At 65.9% G+C, this 17,901-nt stretch carries 12 protein-coding genes; 2 read left to right on the forward strand and 10 right to left on the reverse strand.

The window, feature by feature from the left end:
• Nucleotides 1-93 precede the first annotated feature (93 nt).
• The 5 genes from GPA25_RS10655 to pta all read right to left on the reverse strand — a co-directional run bounded on the left by GPA25_RS10655 (nt 94) and on the right by pta (nt 7,295).
• Nucleotides 94-597 (reverse strand): acetone carboxylase subunit gamma, encoded by a 504-nt coding sequence (locus GPA25_RS10655; protein WP_169260360.1) that lies wholly within the window; start codon nt 595-597, stop codon nt 94-96.
• A gap of 39 nt (nt 598-636) precedes the next feature.
• Nucleotides 637-2,961, reverse strand: coding sequence for a hydantoinase B/oxoprolinase family protein (locus GPA25_RS10660; protein WP_169260361.1), 2,325 nt, complete (start codon nt 2,959-2,961; stop codon nt 637-639).
• 89 nt (nt 2,962-3,050) lie between these two features.
• Nucleotides 3,051-5,204: a hydantoinase/oxoprolinase family protein gene (locus GPA25_RS10665; protein ID WP_169260362.1), complete on the reverse strand. Its 2,154-nt coding sequence runs from the start codon at nt 5,202-5,204 to the stop codon at nt 3,051-3,053.
• A gap of 290 nt (nt 5,205-5,494) precedes the next feature.
• Nucleotides 5,495-6,259 carry a sulfite exporter TauE/SafE family protein gene (locus tag GPA25_RS10670; protein ID WP_169260363.1) on the reverse strand — a complete coding sequence of 255 codons (765 nt, stop codon included), beginning with the start codon at nt 6,257-6,259 and terminating at the stop codon, nt 5,495-5,497.
• A gap of 1 nt (nt 6,260) precedes the next feature.
• Nucleotides 6,261-7,295: a phosphate acetyltransferase gene (gene pta, locus GPA25_RS10675; protein WP_169260364.1), complete on the reverse strand. Its 1,035-nt coding sequence runs from the start codon at nt 7,293-7,295 to the stop codon at nt 6,261-6,263.
• Between the two features lie 315 nt (nt 7,296-7,610).
• On the opposite strand from pta, the gene GPA25_RS10680 reads away from it, so the two are divergent.
• Nucleotides 7,611-8,459, forward strand: a complete 849-nt coding sequence (locus GPA25_RS10680; protein ID WP_169260365.1) for an IclR family transcriptional regulator — start codon at nt 7,611-7,613, stop codon at nt 8,457-8,459.
• A 28-nt stretch (nt 8,460-8,487) separates the two neighbouring features.
• On the opposite strand, the gene GPA25_RS10685 is transcribed toward GPA25_RS10680, so the two are convergent.
• Genes GPA25_RS10685 through GPA25_RS10695 form a run of 3 tightly spaced genes read right to left on the reverse strand, consistent with a single transcriptional unit; the run spans nt 8,488 to nt 14,505 of the window.
• A complete protein-coding gene (locus GPA25_RS10685; RefSeq protein ID WP_169260366.1) occupies nt 8,488-9,957 on the reverse strand; it encodes an efflux transporter outer membrane subunit in 1,470 nt (489 codons plus the stop codon).
• Nucleotides 9,958-9,998: 41 nt separating this feature from the next.
• Nucleotides 9,999-13,241 carry an efflux RND transporter permease subunit gene (locus GPA25_RS10690; protein ID WP_169260367.1) on the reverse strand — a complete coding sequence of 1,081 codons (3,243 nt, stop codon included), beginning with the start codon at nt 13,239-13,241 and terminating at the stop codon, nt 9,999-10,001.
• A 25-nt stretch (nt 13,242-13,266) separates the two neighbouring features.
• Nucleotides 13,267-14,505: an efflux RND transporter periplasmic adaptor subunit gene (locus GPA25_RS10695; RefSeq protein WP_169260368.1), complete on the reverse strand. Its 1,239-nt coding sequence runs from the start codon at nt 14,503-14,505 to the stop codon at nt 13,267-13,269.
• A gap of 311 nt (nt 14,506-14,816) precedes the next feature.
• Here GPA25_RS10695 and GPA25_RS10700 point away from each other — a divergent pair, with 311 nt between their 5' ends.
• Nucleotides 14,817-15,731: a LysR family transcriptional regulator gene (locus tag GPA25_RS10700; protein ID WP_169260369.1), complete on the forward strand. Its 915-nt coding sequence runs from the start codon at nt 14,817-14,819 to the stop codon at nt 15,729-15,731.
• A 138-nt stretch (nt 15,732-15,869) separates the two neighbouring features.
• Here GPA25_RS10700 and GPA25_RS10705 read toward each other — a convergent pair whose 3' ends face one another.
• Nucleotides 15,870-16,850, reverse strand: a complete 981-nt coding sequence (locus GPA25_RS10705) for a TerC family protein (RefSeq protein WP_169260370.1) — start codon at nt 16,848-16,850, stop codon at nt 15,870-15,872.
• Between the two features lie 463 nt (nt 16,851-17,313).
• Nucleotides 17,314-17,892, reverse strand: coding sequence for an SRPBCC family protein (locus tag GPA25_RS10710; protein WP_246265603.1), 579 nt, complete (start codon nt 17,890-17,892; stop codon nt 17,314-17,316).
• Nucleotides 17,893-17,901 lie beyond the last annotated feature (9 nt).

Here is a 17,901-nt window from a genome sequence, read left to right on the forward strand (position 1 = left end):
GGGGCGGAGCCCGAACCGCGGGCCCCGGCCGGCGCTTCCCGGGCGGAAGCGCCGGCCACACAGCCGCCGGGCGCCCCGCCCGGCCAGGGCGGCTTACGCCGCGCGTTCGGGCACCGGCAGACCGACCCATTCCTTGTAGAAGGCCTCGATGTCCGGCTCGAAGTCGTGAATCACCGGGTACCACGGGGTCGGCGCCTCGACGTCGTGCATCGTGCCGCAGGTCGGGCAGTAGTACTCGCGATACACCTGCCACTGGGTATCCGGCGCCATCAGCTTCGGATACACCTCGGTCATCGCTTCTTCCGTGTCGCGCACGTAGATCGCCGCGTGCAGCTTCCAGTTGTCCGTGTAGTCGCAGAACTCGTGGCCGCAGTCGCACTTGATGACCCACTGCTTGGTCTTGGCCGATTGCACGATGTACATGTGCGGGCTCAGCGGCAGGACGATGCGATCCTTGAAGCCGACTTTCGCCTGCAGTGCCGTAAGGTATTGCTCGAAGCGGCCGTTGTCCTTGGGCATGGACAGCATGCGGAAAGTGGTTTCCCAGTCCAGCGTGCCCTCGACCAGATGCGCGACCTGCTCATTCGTGTATGACATTTCTTGCTCCTTGATTCAGGTTGTCGTTCAGGGAAGAGCTCACTCTTCGACCTGGACCACGGTGGTGACGTCGGGCATCAGCGACAGGTCCATGCGGTGCTTGGAACCGTAGGTGGGCACGCCGAGCTCCTCTTCCAGCAATTGCCAGTCGGCGGGCAGGCTCCAGAAGTCCTTGAACTGCTTTGTGAACTTCTCGGACAGCGCGAAGCTGGTGGCGAACATGTGCTGCACCTGCACGGACGCATGCTTGTTGATGATGCGTTCGCGCTCTTCCTTCATCCACTCGCGCGTCGGCAGGGCGCGCGCCAGGCGTTCCTTGCGCATTTCGGCACGGCGAGCCGCGGTCTTGGCCGCATCGACCGTGAATACGCCTTTCGCGTCTTTGCTCAGGACCGCACCGTAGACCTTCTCGGCATACGTCGGCAGCAGGAACTTCTGGTTCAGGTCGTTCTCGATGGCCTTGACCTCGCGATCGATCGGGTCACCGAAGCCAGGCCCGCCCCGCAGATAGTTCAGATAGAGATCGTGGTTGTCGTAGCAGTCCTCGGTCGTCATGCACTGCTTGTCACGCTTGACCACCGCCGTCGCGTCGATATGGCGCTCGTAGTCCGGGTGCGTCGGGTCGATGTCACCGCCCAGGGGCAGCGAGTCGCCGATCGCAATACGCTCCTTCAGACCGGTCTTGTGGGCTTCGAAGCGGTAACCGGTCGCCGACGGGTAACCACCCATCATGCCCCAGTCACTGTTCATGAAGCCGTTGCCCATGAAGAACATCGTCCAGTCCTGCGCGTTCCAGACCATGCGCAGCGTCTCGAAGCCGCAGCCGCCACGGTACTTGCCGTAGCCACCGGAGTTGGCCTTGACGTTGCGACCGAGGTAGAGAAGCGGCTCGGCCATTTCCCAGATCTCGATGTCACCCATGTCGCCTTCCGGGTTCCAGATGGCGGCGGCGTGGTTCAGCCCGTCCTTGACGGCGCAGGCACCGGTACCGCAGCTCGAGGCTTCGAAACTGTTGACCGCGTGGATCTCACCGTCCTGGTTGATGCCGCCACCTTGCAGCCAGTTGGAGGTGTTGGCATTGCCGGCGTTGACCTCTTCCAGGTAGCCGCGGCTGAAGTACGACTGGCTGAGCCCGCGCCACAGTGCCGCCCAGCCGGACACCAGGAAGTGCCAGGCGTAGGCATGGCCGGTGCGGCGGTCGTCCGGGTTGCACCAGGTGCCCTTGGGCAGGTGGAACTCGGTGGCGTAGTACGCGCCGTCATTGATCCGCTGCGTAGGCACCAGGGTCTGGCACATCATCACCCAGATCCCCGAGGTGAAGGCCACCTGGTGGGCATTGAAGGTATGCCAGCCCCAGCGGCTCGCGCCCTCGAAGTCCAGACGCCATTTGCCGTCCGGCTTGATCGTCATCTCGCACGGCGAGTGCATGATCGAATCGAGCTTGGCGAAGGCGTTGGACACCTGCACGTCCTCGTGCTTGAAGGGCACATCGACGAAGGACACCTTGCGGTACACGCCGGGCAGGGTCATCGCCTTGACGCGGCTCATCAGGCCGCGGCGGCCCTCTTCGATCACTTCATTGGAGAACTTCGTGTACGCATCGAGGCCGTCGGCGCGGATCACGTCCTCCACCAGCTCGCGGATCATGTGGCAGCCGGCGATGCGGGTCTTCTCGTCGAGGATCCAGTACTTCGGCGTGCGCACCGAACGCTGCGACTCGTGCAACCAGTCGCGCAGCGGCTCGTCGTTGATGCCGGTCTTGCGGCAGGTGATCATGTAGCCATCGCCGAAACGCTGCGTCTGGCCGGTGGACATCGAGCCCGGCGTCACCGCACCAGTGTCGATGACGTGGGTCACGCCGCCGACCCAGCCGATCAGCTTGCCTTCCCAGAAGATCGGCACGATGGTGGCGATGTCGCAGGGGTGCACATTGCCGATCGCGCAGTCATTGGTGGTGAACATGTCACCCGGATTGATCGTCGGGTTGGCTTCCCAGTTGTTCTCGATCATGTACTTGATCGCGGCGCCCATCGTCCCGACGTGGATGATGATCCCGGTCGAGGTCAGCACGCAGTCACCCGCGGCGTTGTACAAGGTGAAACACAGTTCGCCTTCCTGCTCCACGATCGGGCTGGCAGCGATCTTCTTGGCGGTTTCGCGGGCATGCACCAGGCCGCCGCGCAGCTTCGAAAACAGCTTCTCGTAACCGATCGGATCGGAGTCACGCAGTTCCAGCTTTTCCAGGCCGTTGTAGTAGCCGGTCGACTTGGTGCGCTCGATGATGGCATCGCGGTGCTGCTTGAGCGTCATACCGCTCGCGAGCAGATTGCCGATGCCGATTTCCTTTGTGCTCATCATGTTCATGGTGGGTCTCCTCAAAAATTGTTGGCCCCCAAGACGCCTTCGGCGTCAGCCCCCCGAGGGGGCACCGGTAGCCTTGGGGCGGCCGGCGACTACCGGGCTTCTTTCAGATGGAACAGGCGGTGCTTGTCGATCGTCGTTTCGAAGCCGTCCGGCACCACGAAGGTGGTGGCGTCGGATTCGATGATCGCGGGCCCGACGATGTGATTGCCGGCCTTGAGCGACTCCATCTTCCACAGCGCCGCATCCACCCATCTCTTGTGGCGGTAGAACGGACGCGTGCCGAGATAGGCTTCCCGCGGCGGGATCGGTCCGGCATCCGGGTCTTCCGGCAGCACCGGCTTTTGCGTCACGACCATGCCACGCAGGATGGCGCCGGTGACCGAGAAGCCGAGTTCCGGCGAGCGCGCCGAGTTCGCATAGACGCGGCCATAGGTGTTCTCGAAGGTCTCGATGATCTGGTTCCAGTCGGCCGCAGTGGCCGCGGTCGAGACCGGCGAAACGATTTCGAGGTCGTTCAGCTGGCCCATGTACTGCATCTTGTAGCCGGGGATGAGCAGCACGTCTTCGGGCTTGTAGCCATTGATCACGAACTCCTCGATGACCTTGACCGCCAGTTCGCCCCAGGCTTCCTGCAGGCTGGCGCAGGCAGCTGCCTTTTGATCGTCGCTGGCGAACTGAGCGACCCCGAGATCGACCGACTTGTCGTAGCGATACTCGAAGTCGGCGCAGGCGCAGCCGAAGGCCGAGAAGCCGGCCGCCCAAGCAGGAACGACAACGTCCTTGAAGCCGACACCTCCGGTGTAGCCGTAGGTGTGCACCGGGCCGGCACCGCCGTAGGAGAAGCAGGTGAATTCGGCCGGGTTGTAGCCCTTGGCGCTGATGTTGGCGCGCAGGTACTCGGACAGGGTCAGGTCGAGCAGTTCGATGACGCCGGCGGCGGCGTCCTCGACTGACAGGCCCAGCGGATCGGCGATCTGCGCCTTGATATGGTCACGGGCGCGTTGCACGTCGAGCTTGATGGCGCCGCCGAGGAAGTTCTCGGGGTTGAGGTAGCCCAGCACGACGTGGCAGTCGGACACCGATACCGTGTCCAGCCCGCTTTCAGGCCAGCAGGTGCCGACACGGTAGCCTGCACTGTCGGGGCCCAGCTTGATCGACTTGCTGTAGGGGTCGAGACGGACGAAGCTGCCGGCACCGGCGCCGACGGAGTCCATCGCCACCAGCGGCAGCGACAACACCAGGCGGGCCATGTCGGGGTCGGACTTGATCGCGAAGTTGCCCTTGGTGATCAGCGCCACGTCGAAGCTGGTGCCGCCGATATCCGAGCAGGCGATGTTTTCGTCGCCCAGATACTCGCCCAGCAGCTTCGAGCCGATCACGCCACCGATCGGGCCGGACACGATGGTGCGCGCCAGCTCCTTGGCCTTCCAGCTGATCGTGCCGCCGTGGGTGGCCATGACCCGCAGGTCGAACTTGGCACCGTGCTTCTTGAAGCGGTCGCTCACCTTCTTGAGTGTCTGGCGCGACGGTTCGGCGCCATAGGCTTCAAGGATGGTGGTGTTCATGCGGTGGCTTTCCTTGCGCGACGGGTAGTAGTCCACCGAGGCGAAGACCGGAATGTCCACCTTGAGCTTCTTCAGCTCTTCCTTGGCCAGGTCACGGGCACGCTGCTCGCTGACCTCGTTCTTGTGCGATTGCAGCAGGCAGATGACGATGGCCTGGGAGCCGGCCTCCACCAGTTCCCGGGTTGCCTGGCGCACTTCGTCCTCGCGCAGCGGGATGACGACCTTGCCCTGCACGTCGGTGCGCTCGGTCACGCCCCGGGTGCGCGACACCGGCACCAAGGGCTCGTCGTAGCGGTGGGTATTGAGGTGGATGCGATCCTCGAGGGCGTAACCGAGGTAGCTCTGCAGGGCGCGCCCCATGGAGTGGATCTGCTCGAATCCGCGGTTGCAGATCAGGCCGACGTCGAGGCCCTTGCGCATCAGGATGCGGTTGAGCATCGCCGTGCCCGAGTAGACGCAGGTGGCCAGCTCGGGATAGACATCGTCCACTTCCCGGTCCCAGTGAGCCAGCGCGTCAACCGACGAGTTGTAGATTGCCAGGGACTCATCCCCGGGGTTGCTCTGAGCCTTGCCGACGACGAAACGGCCGTCGGCGCGCACGAAAAAGGTATCGGTCATCGTGCCGCCGGCGTCGATGCCCATCACCTGTACCTGTGATGCTGCCTGTTGGACTTCCATGTTTGTCTCCATCTCCACTTGGATTGGCGAGTCGCCGATGTTGCTGGCCCCGCGTTTCCTATTGCAGTAGGCGTGCCGGTTCGACAGCCTTGCAATGCAGCAATCGTGCAATCAAGCGTGGAGAAGGAAGTCGCGCGAATCGACCATGCGGCGCAACAGAGACGAACGGCAGAACGCTACGGCCAGAAACCGAACGACGTCCGGAAATCGCACGTTCGCACCAGCGCGCCGCGACGCGCCCGAAGGATTCGGGAGGAAGGCGAAAGCAGGCGTTCAGCCCGCCCGCGGGCTCAGAAGTCCGCGATGGCCGGCACGGCCGACATCACCAGGTACGCCCCGATCAGCATCAGCACGAGGAATACGATGCGTCGCATCGTCCGTGCGGCGAGCGGTGGCGGGTAGCGGCGGCCGATCACGGTCGCGAGCGCGACGACCGGCACCGCGACGGCGGCGAGCGTCCAGATCTCGCCATCCAGACGTCCCTGCACGCCGAGATACAGCGAACGTGTCCCGGACGTGATCGTAAACAACAACAGCAGCATGTTGCGAACGGCGACCGGCTCCATCGGCTGACGATAGAACTGGAAAATCAGCGGCGGACCGGCGACGCCGAACAGGCCACCGCTCAGGCCGGAGAAGAAACCGCTCGCGGCGAAGCTGAAATCGGACGAACGCTCGTCGAGCTGCACCGGGCGCAGCGCGAAGCCGATGCTGCCCTGCACGATGACGATGCCGAGAAGGAGCTGCAGCACGCCGGCCGCGGCGCTGCTCAGGTACTCGAGCAGCAGCACGCCGGTGACGATCGCCGGCAGGATACCGACGCTCGCCGCCCGCGCCGCCCGCCAGTCGATGTCGTGCAGCCGCCCCGGCAACGCGACGACACTGTTCGTCAGCGTCACCAGGCTCACGACCGCGGCGACCGTCGCCACCGACGCGAGATGCATGCCGCTGGTCGCGCCCATCACGATCATCCCCAGCCCGAAGCCGGTAACGGTCTGAAAATAGGTGGCGACCGCGATCACCAGGATCAGCGGCAGCAGGGTCTCGGCGTTCATCTCACACGGGCGCGGCGCATTGGTCGGACAGGCAGTGTGCGGCCGCCTGCGCCTGCACGACAGTAACCGCGATCACATAGAACACGTCTTCGGCACTGCAGCCGCGCGACAGGTCGTTCGCCGGCTTCGCGAGCCCTTGCAACAGCGGCCCGATCGCAACCGCGCCGCCGACGCGCTCGGCGAGTTTGTAGCCGATATTGCCCGCTTCGAGGTTCGGGAAGATCAGCACGTTGGCCCTGCCCTTCACCTGCGAGTCCGGCAGCTTGCGGTTCGCGATCTCGGCGACGATCGCCGCGTCGAGCTGCACGTCGCCGTCGATCGCGAGCGCCGGGCGCATTTCCTTCACCCGCCGTGCGGCCTCCACCACCTTGTCGACCGCCGCGTGCCTGGCGCTGCCGCTCGTCGAGAACGACAGCATCGCCACGCGCGGCTCTTCCATCAGCAGATTGCGCGCGCTGTCAGCGGCCGCCATCGCGATCTCGGACAACTCTATCGCGTCCGGATCGACCACCAGCCCGCAGTCGGAGAAGATCAGCCCGCCCTTGAGGCTGTGGAAAGGCTCGCACAGCATCATCAGGAAGAAGCTCGACACCAGCTTGAACGACTTGTTCAGGCCGATGATCTGGATCGCATTGCGCACCACGTCGGCCGTCGTGCGCACCGCCCCCGACACCGAGCCGTCCGCATGACCGAGCCGCACCATCAGGTTCGCGAAACACAGCGGATCGAGCACCTCGCGCTGTGCCTGCGCCAAGGTCATGCCCTTGTGTGCGCGTAGCCGCAGCAGTTCCTGCACGAAATCCGGCGTCAGGTGCGAGCGGGCGGGATCGACCACCTCCATGCCCGCCAGCTCGATGCCTTCCCGGTACGCGCAACTCTCGATCGCCGCACGATTGCCGGCGAGGATGATCTTCGCCGTCCCCTCGCGTGTCGCCCGCAACGCCGCCTGCAGCACCCGCGGGTCGTCGCCTTCGCTCAGCACGATGCGCCGCGGCGCTGCCCGCGCGCTGTCGATGATCCGATTGATTGCTCTCATTCTGTTCACCCAAAAAAATTGCCGGAACCGAAGGGGTAGGAGGGGTCGGTTCCGGCGAAGTCGCAACCCCGGGGGTAAACGGGGTTGAGGAGGGATGCTCGAATCCACGCTACGTTTGTCGGGCGGTACGTGGCGGTCTTGTGCGCTCAACTGGGTTCGCCCGCCGCGAACACATTTAATCTTATTCGGTACAATTTGTTCCGATATTCGAAACGTGAACGAACTCTAGAGCGACAGATACAAAACGTCAACACAAAAATTACAGAAAACGGTACGATTTGTACCTTAAATAGAAATTTCAACGAGGAGCCTGCGATGAACGAGCCTCACCCTCTTCGGTCGGAACCCGGAAAGATCGACGGGGACACGCCCACGATGCGGCTATTCGGGCTTCTCGAAGTGATCGCGGAGAAGGATCAATTCTTTTCCCTGCAGGGTCTGGTCGAGGAAACGGGTCTGCCGAAACCGACCCTGCACCGCATGTTGCAGCAGCTCGAAAGCGCCGGCATGCTCCAGCGCGACGGCGACGGCCGCCAGTACAGCACCGGCGTGCGGCTGCGACGCCTCGCCGAGAACCTGCTCCTCAACAACACGATGCATGGCGCCCGCCACGTCGTGCTGCGACAACTCGTCGAGGAAGTCGGCGAAAGCGGCAACCTCACCGCGTTCAACGGCAGCGAAGTGGTCTATCTCGACCGTGTCGAAACCGCAGCGCCGCTGCGCTTCTACCTGCATCCCGGTTCGAAGGTGCCGGCGCACTGCTCCGCCACCGGCAAACTGTTTCTCGCGCAGATGACGCCGGCACAGCGTCGCCGCCTCCTCGCCCATATGCCGCTGGAACGCTTCACGGCGAACACGATCACCGACTTCGAGGCGCTCGAGCGCGAAATCGAGACCGTCAAGCGCAACGGCTACGCGCTCGACAACGAGGAATTCCTGCCCGGCCTGCTGTGCGTCGCCGTACTCGTTCCGGTCAAGCATGGGCATTCCAATATCGGCATCGCGATTCAGGCGCCCATCATGCGTCTGACGGCCGACAAGGCGCTCCACTTCCTGCCCGCGCTGCAACGCGCCGCACAGGCGCTCGCCAATATCGAAATGGAGGCCACCGTTACACACGGCACTGACGAGGAGCTCGACGCCCCCCGTCAGGCACGGCGCTGAATTCGCGGCGGCCGCAAACCGCGCCCGATCAGCCGCCGGCGCGGCCAGGCGCCGTCCGCGCGGCGGCCACGCCCCCGCTCTCGGTCGGTCCCCAGCCGCCCCCCAGCGCGCGCACCAGTCCGACCGTCGCCTGGTATTGCGCCGCACGCACCTGCAGGGCCTCGCGCCGGTTGCGCAATTCGCTGCGCCGCGCGTCCAGCAGGTCGAGTTGACTGACGAGGCCGTTGCGATAGCGCACGTCCGACAACACCGTCGCGCGGCTCGCCGACGCGACGGCACGTGACTGGGCCTCGCCCTGATCGGCGAGCAGCCGCAAGGACGACAGCTGGTCTTCGACGTCCTTGAACGCGACCAGCACCTGCTCGCGGTAGCCGGCGAGCGCGGCATCGAGTTCCGCGTTCGCATTGCGCACCCCGGCGTCGCGCCGGCCGCCGTCGAGGATCGGAAGCGACAACAGGGCGCCGATGCCCCAGGAGCGCGCCGACCACTTGAAGAGATCGCCCAGATCAGGCGACGCGAAGCCGCCCGAGCCGGTCAGCGCAATGTTCGGGAACCACGCGGCCTGCGCGACGCCGACACGCGCCTGGGCCGCGAGCATCGACTGGCGGGCGGCGGCGATGTCGGGGCGGCGCACGAGCACCGTACTCGGTACGCCGGCCGGGATCACTGGCAGCGCGGTGCGCCAGTCGGCGACGTCGAGGCGGAAGTCGGATGCCGCGTCGCCGACCAGCACCGCGAGCGCATGTTCGAGCTCGGCGCGGCGGCGATCGAGACCCAGCGCGTCCGACTCGGTCGCGGCGAGTTCGGTGCGCACGCGCGCGACATCGAGTTCGGCGATGTCGCCGGCTTCGAAGCGGCGTTCGGTGAGCGCCAGCGTGTCGCGATAAGCGCCGACCGTCTCGCGCACCAGCGCCCGCTCGGCGTCGAGCGCGCGCACGGCGAGGTAGCCGCGCGCGACGTCGGCCTGCACGACGAGCCGCGCGCTGTGCAGCAAGGCTGCGCGGCTGTCGGCATCGAGCGCGGCCGCGTTGCTCGCCTGCGCAAGGCGCCCGAAGAGGTCGAGCTCCCACGAGAAGTTCGCCCCGGCGCGGACCAGCGTGCCGGCGGCGCCGGACGCGTTCGCGAGCGCCCCTCCCTGGCGCGTGACGTCGGCGCCGACGCCGACCTGGATCGAGCGATCGGCGTCGGTCGCCTGCAGCAGCGCACGCGACTGCGCAAGCCGGGCGGCGGCGATCTGGATGCTGTTGTTGCGTTCCAGCGCACGGTCAACCAGTCCGTCCAGCACCGGATCGGCAAAGGCTTTCCACCACGTCCCGTCGGACGGTGCATCGGCCGGCGCCACCGCCTGCGTCCAGCGGCCGTCACCTTCCTTGAAGGCCGCAGGTGCCGTCGGCAAGGCGGCGGGATCGATCGCCGGGGCGGAGGCGCAACCTGCCAGCACGAGGGCGACGAGGAGCGGCGCAAGCGCGGTGCGCAGCGGATTGTTCAGCAATGTCATGTCGATGTCCTCAATTCTGTTCGACGTTTGTTCGCGCCTGCTCATTCGTGATGCGAGCGCGGTGCCGCGAGCCCGGGCACGGTCGCTGCGCCGCCCGTCGCGGGCGAGCCGGCGAAGGCTTCGAGATGCGGGATCTCGCCGTGCAGCTTCAGCGCGCGATTGCCGCCGAGCCGGCGCAGCAGCACGTAGAACACCGGCGTCAGGAAGAGCCCGAAGGCGGTCACGCCGATCATGCCGGCGAACACCGCGACACCCATCGCGCTGCGCATCTCGGCGCCGGCGCCGGTCGACAGCACCAGCGGCAGCACCCCCATGACGAAGGCGAGCGAGGTCATGAGGATCGGGCGCAGGCGCAGGCGGCTCGCCTCGATCGCCGCCTGGATCGGCGTGCGGCCGGCGAACTCCAGCTCACGGGCGAACTCGACGATCAGGATCGCGTTCTTCGCCGACAGCCCGACCAGCACGATCAGGCCGATCTGCGTGAACACGTTGTTGTCGCCGCCCGACAGCCACACGCCGGTCATCGCCGCGAGCAGGCCCATCGGCACGATCAGGATGATCGCCAGCGGCAGCGTCAGGCTCTCGTACTGCGCGGCGAGCACCAGGAACACCAGCAGGATCGCAAGCGGGAACACCCACACCGCCGAGTTGCCGGCGAGGATCTCCTGGTAGGTGAGCTCGGTCCACTCGAGGCTGATGCCCTGCGGCAGGGTTTCGGCGGCGATGCGTTCGACCGCCTCGCGCGCCTGCCCCGACGAAAAGCCGGGCGCCGGTGCGCCGCTGATGTCGGCCGAGAGGAAGCCGTTGTAGCGCATCGCGCGCTCCGGGCCGAAACTCGATTCGATGTTCATCAGCGCCGACAGCGGCACCATCTCGCCGGTCTGCGAGCGCACCTTGAGCAGGCCGACGTCTTCGGCGCGGGCGCGGAACGGGGCGTCGGCCTGCACGCGCACCGAATAGGTCCGGCCGAAGCGGTTGAAGTCGTTCACGTACAGGCTGCCGAGGTAGATCTGCATCGTGTCGAAGACTTCGGTGACCGGGATGCCCAGCTGGCGCGCGCGCGTGCGGTCGATGTCGGCATAGAGCTGCGGCACGTTCACCTGGTAGCTGGAGAACAGGCCTGCGAGCTCGGGCGCCTTGGAGGCTTTCGCGAGGAAGGCCTTGGTCGCGGCGTCGAGCGCCTCGTAGCCGAGCGAGGCGCGGTCTTCGAGCTGCAGCTTGAAGCCGCCGGTCGTCCCCAGTCCCTGCACCGGCGGCGGCGGGAACATCACGATGAAGGCGTCCTCGATGCCGGCGAACTTCTTGTTCAGCTCCATCGCGATCGCACCTGCACTCAGCGCCTCGCCCTTGCGCTCGGCGAAAGGCTTGAGCGGCGTGAACACGATCCCCGAGTTCGAGCTGTTGGTGAAGCCGTTGATCGACAGGCCCGGGAAAGCGACGGCGTGTTCGACGCCCGGCTGCGCCAGCGCGATCTCGCCCATGCGGCGGATCACCGCCTCGGTGCGGTCGAGCGTCGCGCCGTCGGGCAGTTGCGCGAAGCCGATCAGGTACTGCTTGTCCTGCGCCGGCACGAAGCCGCCCGGCACTGCCTTGAAGAGTCCCACCGTCAGCCCGACGAGCCCGAGGTACACCGCCATCATCACCGCCTTGCGCCCGATCGCGCCGCGCACGCCGCCGCCGTAGGCTTCCGCGCCGCGACGGAAGGTGCGGTTGAAGGCGCCGAAGAAGCGGCCGAAGACCTTGTCCATGCCGCGCGTCAGCGCGTCCTTCGGCGCGTCGTGCCCTCGCAGCAACAGCGCAGACAGCGCCGGCGACAAGGTCAGCGAATTGATCGCCGAGATCACTGTCGACATCGCGATCGTCAGCGCGAACTGCTTGTAGAACTGGCCGCTGAGACCGGTGATGAAGGCGAGCGGCACGAACACCGCGATCAGCACCAGCGCGATCGCGATGATCGGGCCGGAGACTTCGCGCATCGCGCGGTAGGTCGCTTCGCGCGGCGTAAGCCCCGCCTCGATGTTGCGCTCGACGTTCTCGACGACGACGATCGCGTCATCGACGACGATGCCGATCGCGAGCACCAGGCCGAAGAGGCTCAGCGCGTTGATCGAGAAGCCGAAGAGATGCATCACCGCGAACGTGCCGACGATCGACACCGGCACCGCCAGCAGCGGGATGATCGACGCGCGCCAGGTCTGCAGGAACAGGATCACGACGAGCACGACCAGCGCGACCGCTTCGAGCAGGGTCTTCACCACGGCTTCGATCGACGCGCGCACGAACTGCGTCGTGTCATAGACGATCTCGTAATCGACACCTTCGGGCATGTGCTGCTTCAACTGCTGCATCGTCTCGCGGACGTGGTCGGAGATCTCGATCGCGTTGGAGCCCGGCGCCTGGAACACCGGAATCGCGACCGCGTCCTTGTTGTCGAGCAAGGAGCGCAGCGCGTATTCGGACGCACCCAGCTCGATGCGGCCGAGATCACGCAGGCGCGTCACCGCGCCATCCGCACCGGTACGCACGATGATGTCGCCGAACTCATCCTCGCTCTGCAGGCGCCCGCGGGCATTCACCGACAGCTGCAGATCGATGCCGGGCAGGCCGGGCGAGGCGCCGACCACGCCGGCCGCGGCCTGCACGTTCTGCTCGCGAATCGCGCGCACCACGTCGCCCGCCGACAGGCCGCGCGCGGCGACTTTCTGCGGGTCGAGCCAGATGCGCATCGAATAGTCGCCGGAGCCGAAGAGCTGCACCTGGCCGACGCCGTCGATGCGCGCGAGACGATCCTTGACGTTGAGCAGCGCGTAGTTGCGCAGGTAGGTCATGTCGTAGCGGCCGTTCGGCGACAGCAAATGCACGACCATCGTCAGGTCGGGCGAGCTCTTGACCGTCGTCACGCCGAGGCGGCGCACCTCCTCCGGCAGGCGCGGTTCGGCCTGCGCGACGCGGTTCTGCACCAGCTGCTGCGCCTTGTCCGGGTCGGTGCCGAGGCGGAAGGTAACGGTCAGCGTCATCAGGCCGTCGGTCGTCGCCTGGCTGCCCATGTAGAGCATGCCTTCGACGCCGTTGATCGCTTCCTCGAGCGGCGTCGCCACCGTTTCGGCGATCACCTTGGGGTTGGCGCCGGGATACTGGGCGCGCACGACGACCGATGGCGGCACGACTTCCGGGTACTCGGAGATCGGCAGCACGCGCAGCGCCAGCAGGCCGGAGACGAGCATCAGCAGCGACAGCACGCCGGCAAAGATCGGGCGGTCGATGAAGAATCGGGACAGATTCATGGTGGTGTCCTCGGTAGCGGGCGGGTCAGGATTGCGGCGCGCCGGCGGCACGCATGGCGCTTTCGGTGCGCCCCTCGGTACGCCCGTCCATCGCCACCGGCTGCGGCGCGACGAGTGCCCCCGGGCGGACGCGCTGCAAACCATTGACGACGATGCGCTCACCCGCCTGCAGACCGGCGGTCACGATGCGCAGCCCTTCGGCCGCGCCGCCGAGCGTCACCTCGCGGTACTCGGCCTTGCTGTCGGCGTCGACGACCAGCACGAACTTGCGGCTCTGGTCGGTGCCGACCGCGCGCTCGTCGATGAGCACCGCCGGGGCATTCGCGGTGCGCCCCATCCTCAGTTTCGCGAACTGCCCCGGCATCAGGCTGCCGTCCGGGTTGTCGAACACCGCACGCACGCGCACCGTGCCGCTGCGCGGATCGACCTGGTTGTCCACCAGTTGCAGGTGCCCCGCGAACGGCAACTCGGGAGTCGCGGCGGTCCCCATCTGCACCGGGATGCTGTCGAGCCGCGCCGCTTTCCCGTTCGCGTCGCGCAGGCCCTGCAGCGCACGGGTGACGATCTGCTCGTCGGCCTCGAAGCTCGCGTAGATCGGGCTAACGGACACCAGCGTCGTCAGCACCGGCGCCCCGGGACCGGCGGCGACGAGGTTGCCGACGGTGACGTCGAGCCGGCCCGCACGACCCGAAACCGGCGCGCGCACCTGCGTGTAACCGAGATTCAGCCGCGCCGACTGCAGCGCGGCCTGGGCGGCGCGCAGCTCGGCCTCGGCGGCGCGCCGGGCGTTCGCGCGTTCCTCGAGTTCGCGCTCGGCGATCGCGCGCTGCTCCCACAGGCGCTGCGCACGGTCATGTTCGCTCGTCGTGAAGGCGACGCGCGCCTGCGCGGCGGCCACCTGCGCGGCGGCGCGATCGGCCTCTGCCGCATAGGGGGCGGGATCGATCGTGATCAGCAACTCGCCCGCCTTCACCAGCCCGCCCTCGCGAAAATGCACCGCCTGCACCGTGCCGGCGACGCGCGAGCGGATGTCGACCCGCTCGACCGCTTCGAGCCGGCCGGAGAATTCGTCCCAGGTCGCCACCTCGCGCAGCGCGACGGTCGCAACCGACACCGGCGTCGCGGGCGGCGCGCCGGCGGACGGGTTCGCTTCGACCTGCGACGAGCGCAGGCCAAGGACGGTAGCAGAAACGGCGGTCAGGGCAGTGACGGCAAGGCCGGCGGCCCACAGCCGGCGGCGCTTCGAATGGCTCTCTGGGGACATGGCAAACTCCTTTGTTTTGATTTGTTCCGACCTGCGCTCACAGGGGCGGGGGAACGGGAGGCATCCTAAAGTCCGTAGTTAAGTACGGAGTCAACACCTTTTTTTTTGCGTCGAGAATCGCTCAGCCTGGATCGACAATCGACCCACGGCCCGCTATCGCAAGGACGCCTGCCTCCCCCGCCCACGAGCTGATGCCCTGAACGATAGATGTCGCTCGTCAATGAATAAATAATCAATCCATAGCTTCTTTATTTCCATTGGTGAATAATCCTGCCGCGACAATCAGCGCTGGCAGATCGGAGGAGATGCAGATGGACCAATTTCTGGCACTGCGCGTATTCGCGCGCGTGGTCGAAGCGGGCACATTCACCAAGGCGGCCGATTCCCTCGGCATGCCCAAGCCGACCGTCACGAAGCTGATCCAGAGCCTGGAAGCGCATCTGCGCGTGAAATTGCTCAACCGCACGACGCGCCGCGTGACGGTTACCGCCGACGGGGCCGCCTACTACGAGCGGACCGCGCGACTGCTGACCGAACTGGAGGAGATCGACGCCAGCGTGTCGAACGCGCAGGCCTCGCCGAAAGGCCGCATCCGCGTCGACGTCCCGGCCTCCGTCGCGCGTCAGATGATCATCCCGGCGCTGCACGCCTTCCACGCGCGCTATCCCGACATCCAGATCGATCTCGGCGTCGGCGACCGACTCGTGAACCTGATTGCCGACAACGTCGATTGCGTGGTCCGAGCCGGACGGCTCGAGGACGAATCGCTGGTCGCGCGGCGCATCGCCCAGGTCGAATACGTAACCTGTGCCGCGCCGGACTACCTCGCAGCCTACGGGGTGCCCGCACATCCTTCCGAGCTCAACGGGCAGCACCGTGTCGTGGGCTATTTCTCCGCCGGCACAGGCCGGCTCTCGCCGTTCGAATTCCAGCGCGGAGACGAGCACATCGCGCTGCCCGGCCGTTATGTCGTTGCAGTCAACGACAGCAATGCCTATCTCGCGGCGGGACTGGAAGGGCTTGGAATCATGCAGATGCCCGATTTCATGATCGGCCCGCATCTGGCGAGCGGGGAACTGGTGCCGGTGCTGGGGGACTGGACCAGCCCTGGCTTCCCGGTCTATGTGGTCTATCCGCCGAATCGCCATTTAAGCGCCAAGGTCCGCGTCTTCGTCGACTGGATCGCGGAGTTGTTCGCGCCCTACAACGCGCCGCCGCGACGCTGAAGCCCCCCGCTCTCGCGGCCTCCGCGCAGGAGGAAAGACGGCCCGTGCAAGGCTCGTCTTGCACAGGCCGCGAGTTCGCGCGCGCCGGTCTCAGCCGGGGCACACGGTCACACCACCGTCAGGCCGGCGAAGCCGCCGTCATCGGGAAGCCGGTTTACGCACGCCGGGCGCCGCCATGCGCAGCGACAGGACGATCGCGCCCGCAATGAGGGTCGCGACGACGGCGAGCGACACCAGCGCCGGGATCTTGACCACGTCGACCAGCAACATCTTCGTGCCGATGAAGACCAGCACCAGCGCGAGACCGTACTTCAGCAGCGAAAAACGGTCCGCCATGTCCGCGAGCAGGAAGTACATCGCACGCAGGCCGAGAATCGCGAAGACATTCGAGGTCAGCACGATGAACGGGTCGGTCGTGATAGCGAAAATCGCCGGGATCGAATCGACGGCGAAGATCACGTCCGAGACCTCGACCAGCACCAGCACAAGGAATAGCGGCGTGGCGTAGCGAACGACGCGGCCAGCCTCCTCGCGCACGACGAAGAAGTGTTCGCCGCAAAGCGTGTCAGTGAGTTTCAAGTGCCCGCGCAGCCAGCGAATCAGCGGATTGTTCCCCAGATCCGGCTTGGCCTCGGCGAACCACCACATCTTGATGCCGGTGAACAACAGGAAAGCGCCGAAGAGATAGAGAATCCAGTGGAACTTCGCGATCAGCCACACCCCGGCGAAGATCATGATCGTGCGCAGCACGATCGCGCCGAGCACACCAAAGGCGAGAACGCGCTTCTGCAATTCAAGCGGCACCGCGAAGTAGCTGAACAACATCAGCCAGACAAAAACGTTATCGACCGCCAGCGATTTCTCGATCAGGTAGCCCGTCAGGTATTCGAGCGCCTTCTGGTTGGCGATCTCGCGCCCCAGCGTGCCGTCGAGGTAGGCCCACAGGCCGGCCGCGAATGTCAGCGACACGCCGACCCAGACGGCGGACCACGTCGCCGCCTCGCGGAAGCTGACGCGATGCTGCTTGCCACCGCCGACCACGAACAGGTCGATCGCCAGCATGACCAGGACGATGGCGAAGAAGCCCGCCCACATCCACCATATACCAATCGTTTCCATCGGAAGACTCCTTGTCAGAGACGGCTTTCCGTTCTGCCGGCACCCGCAGGCGCTGAAACAGAACGGCCCTTTGTCCGCTGAGGACGAAGGGCCGTGGTGCTGACAAGGGGACCTTCGCCATCATGGCAAAGGTCTTGCTCGCGGCCGTCTTGCGACAACCACCCGGGGCGCCGGGAAAAACCCTCGCACTGCGAGCTTTTCCGGATTGACGACGCCGCGGCGGAGAGCTACTCCCCCTTGGGACATCCCAAAAATATTATTTCCAGCCGACGTAGTCAAGCATTGTCGTCGCGGCCGCACCGATCTGCGGTCTTCGCCCGACGGGCAGGCAAACCTGCGCACGACTTACGCATGTCGCGCCCCTGAGCACGTGCGGCGCTGCGCGCGGACCAATGAGCCCCCATAACGACGGGGTATCGATTCGACGGCCATCGAACGTGTCGCACGCGTCGAGACCCTCACCTCAGCGGCGCCGGACCATTTCCTGGATGATCGCGGCGAATTGCTCCGCTGTTTCATGCCGCACGAAGGAAGGCCCGAGCAGCGGCGGCAGCCAGAAATCCGGCTGCACTTCGGCGTGATACCGCAAAAGGGTTCCGCCCGTCTCGGGCTCCAGCCTCATCACGCTGTCCATGCGCCTGACGTTGCCGCCGACACCATGTGCGCGAATCTCATGCGGCGGAAACAACCGGACTTCGCGCACCGACTCGAAATCCGTCCAGAAAATGCCGTAGCGGGCGGTCCCGGACTGGCGCACGCGGACGAGCGTATCCGTGCGTTCAGTCACCACGCTGGTCCTGAGATTCGGCACGAAGTCCGCCATGTGCTCGAAATCCGTAAGCACCGCCCAGGCCTGCGCGGGACTCACCGGTGCATGCGCCAGCAGATCCACGGTGAAGCTACCCCCGGCGCGCTCGACCCGGACATCACCCTCCGACACCAGGGACGGGGCATCGACGGCGATCGTCGAATGCGACAGCGGCAGCAACGCGATCAACATGACGCACCAACGAATCGGGAAGTGGAACATGGCAGGGGTCATCCGGTCATT

The organism is Aromatoleum diolicum, assembly GCF_012910955.1.
Lineage (GTDB): Bacteria > Pseudomonadota > Gammaproteobacteria > Burkholderiales > Rhodocyclaceae > Aromatoleum > Aromatoleum diolicum.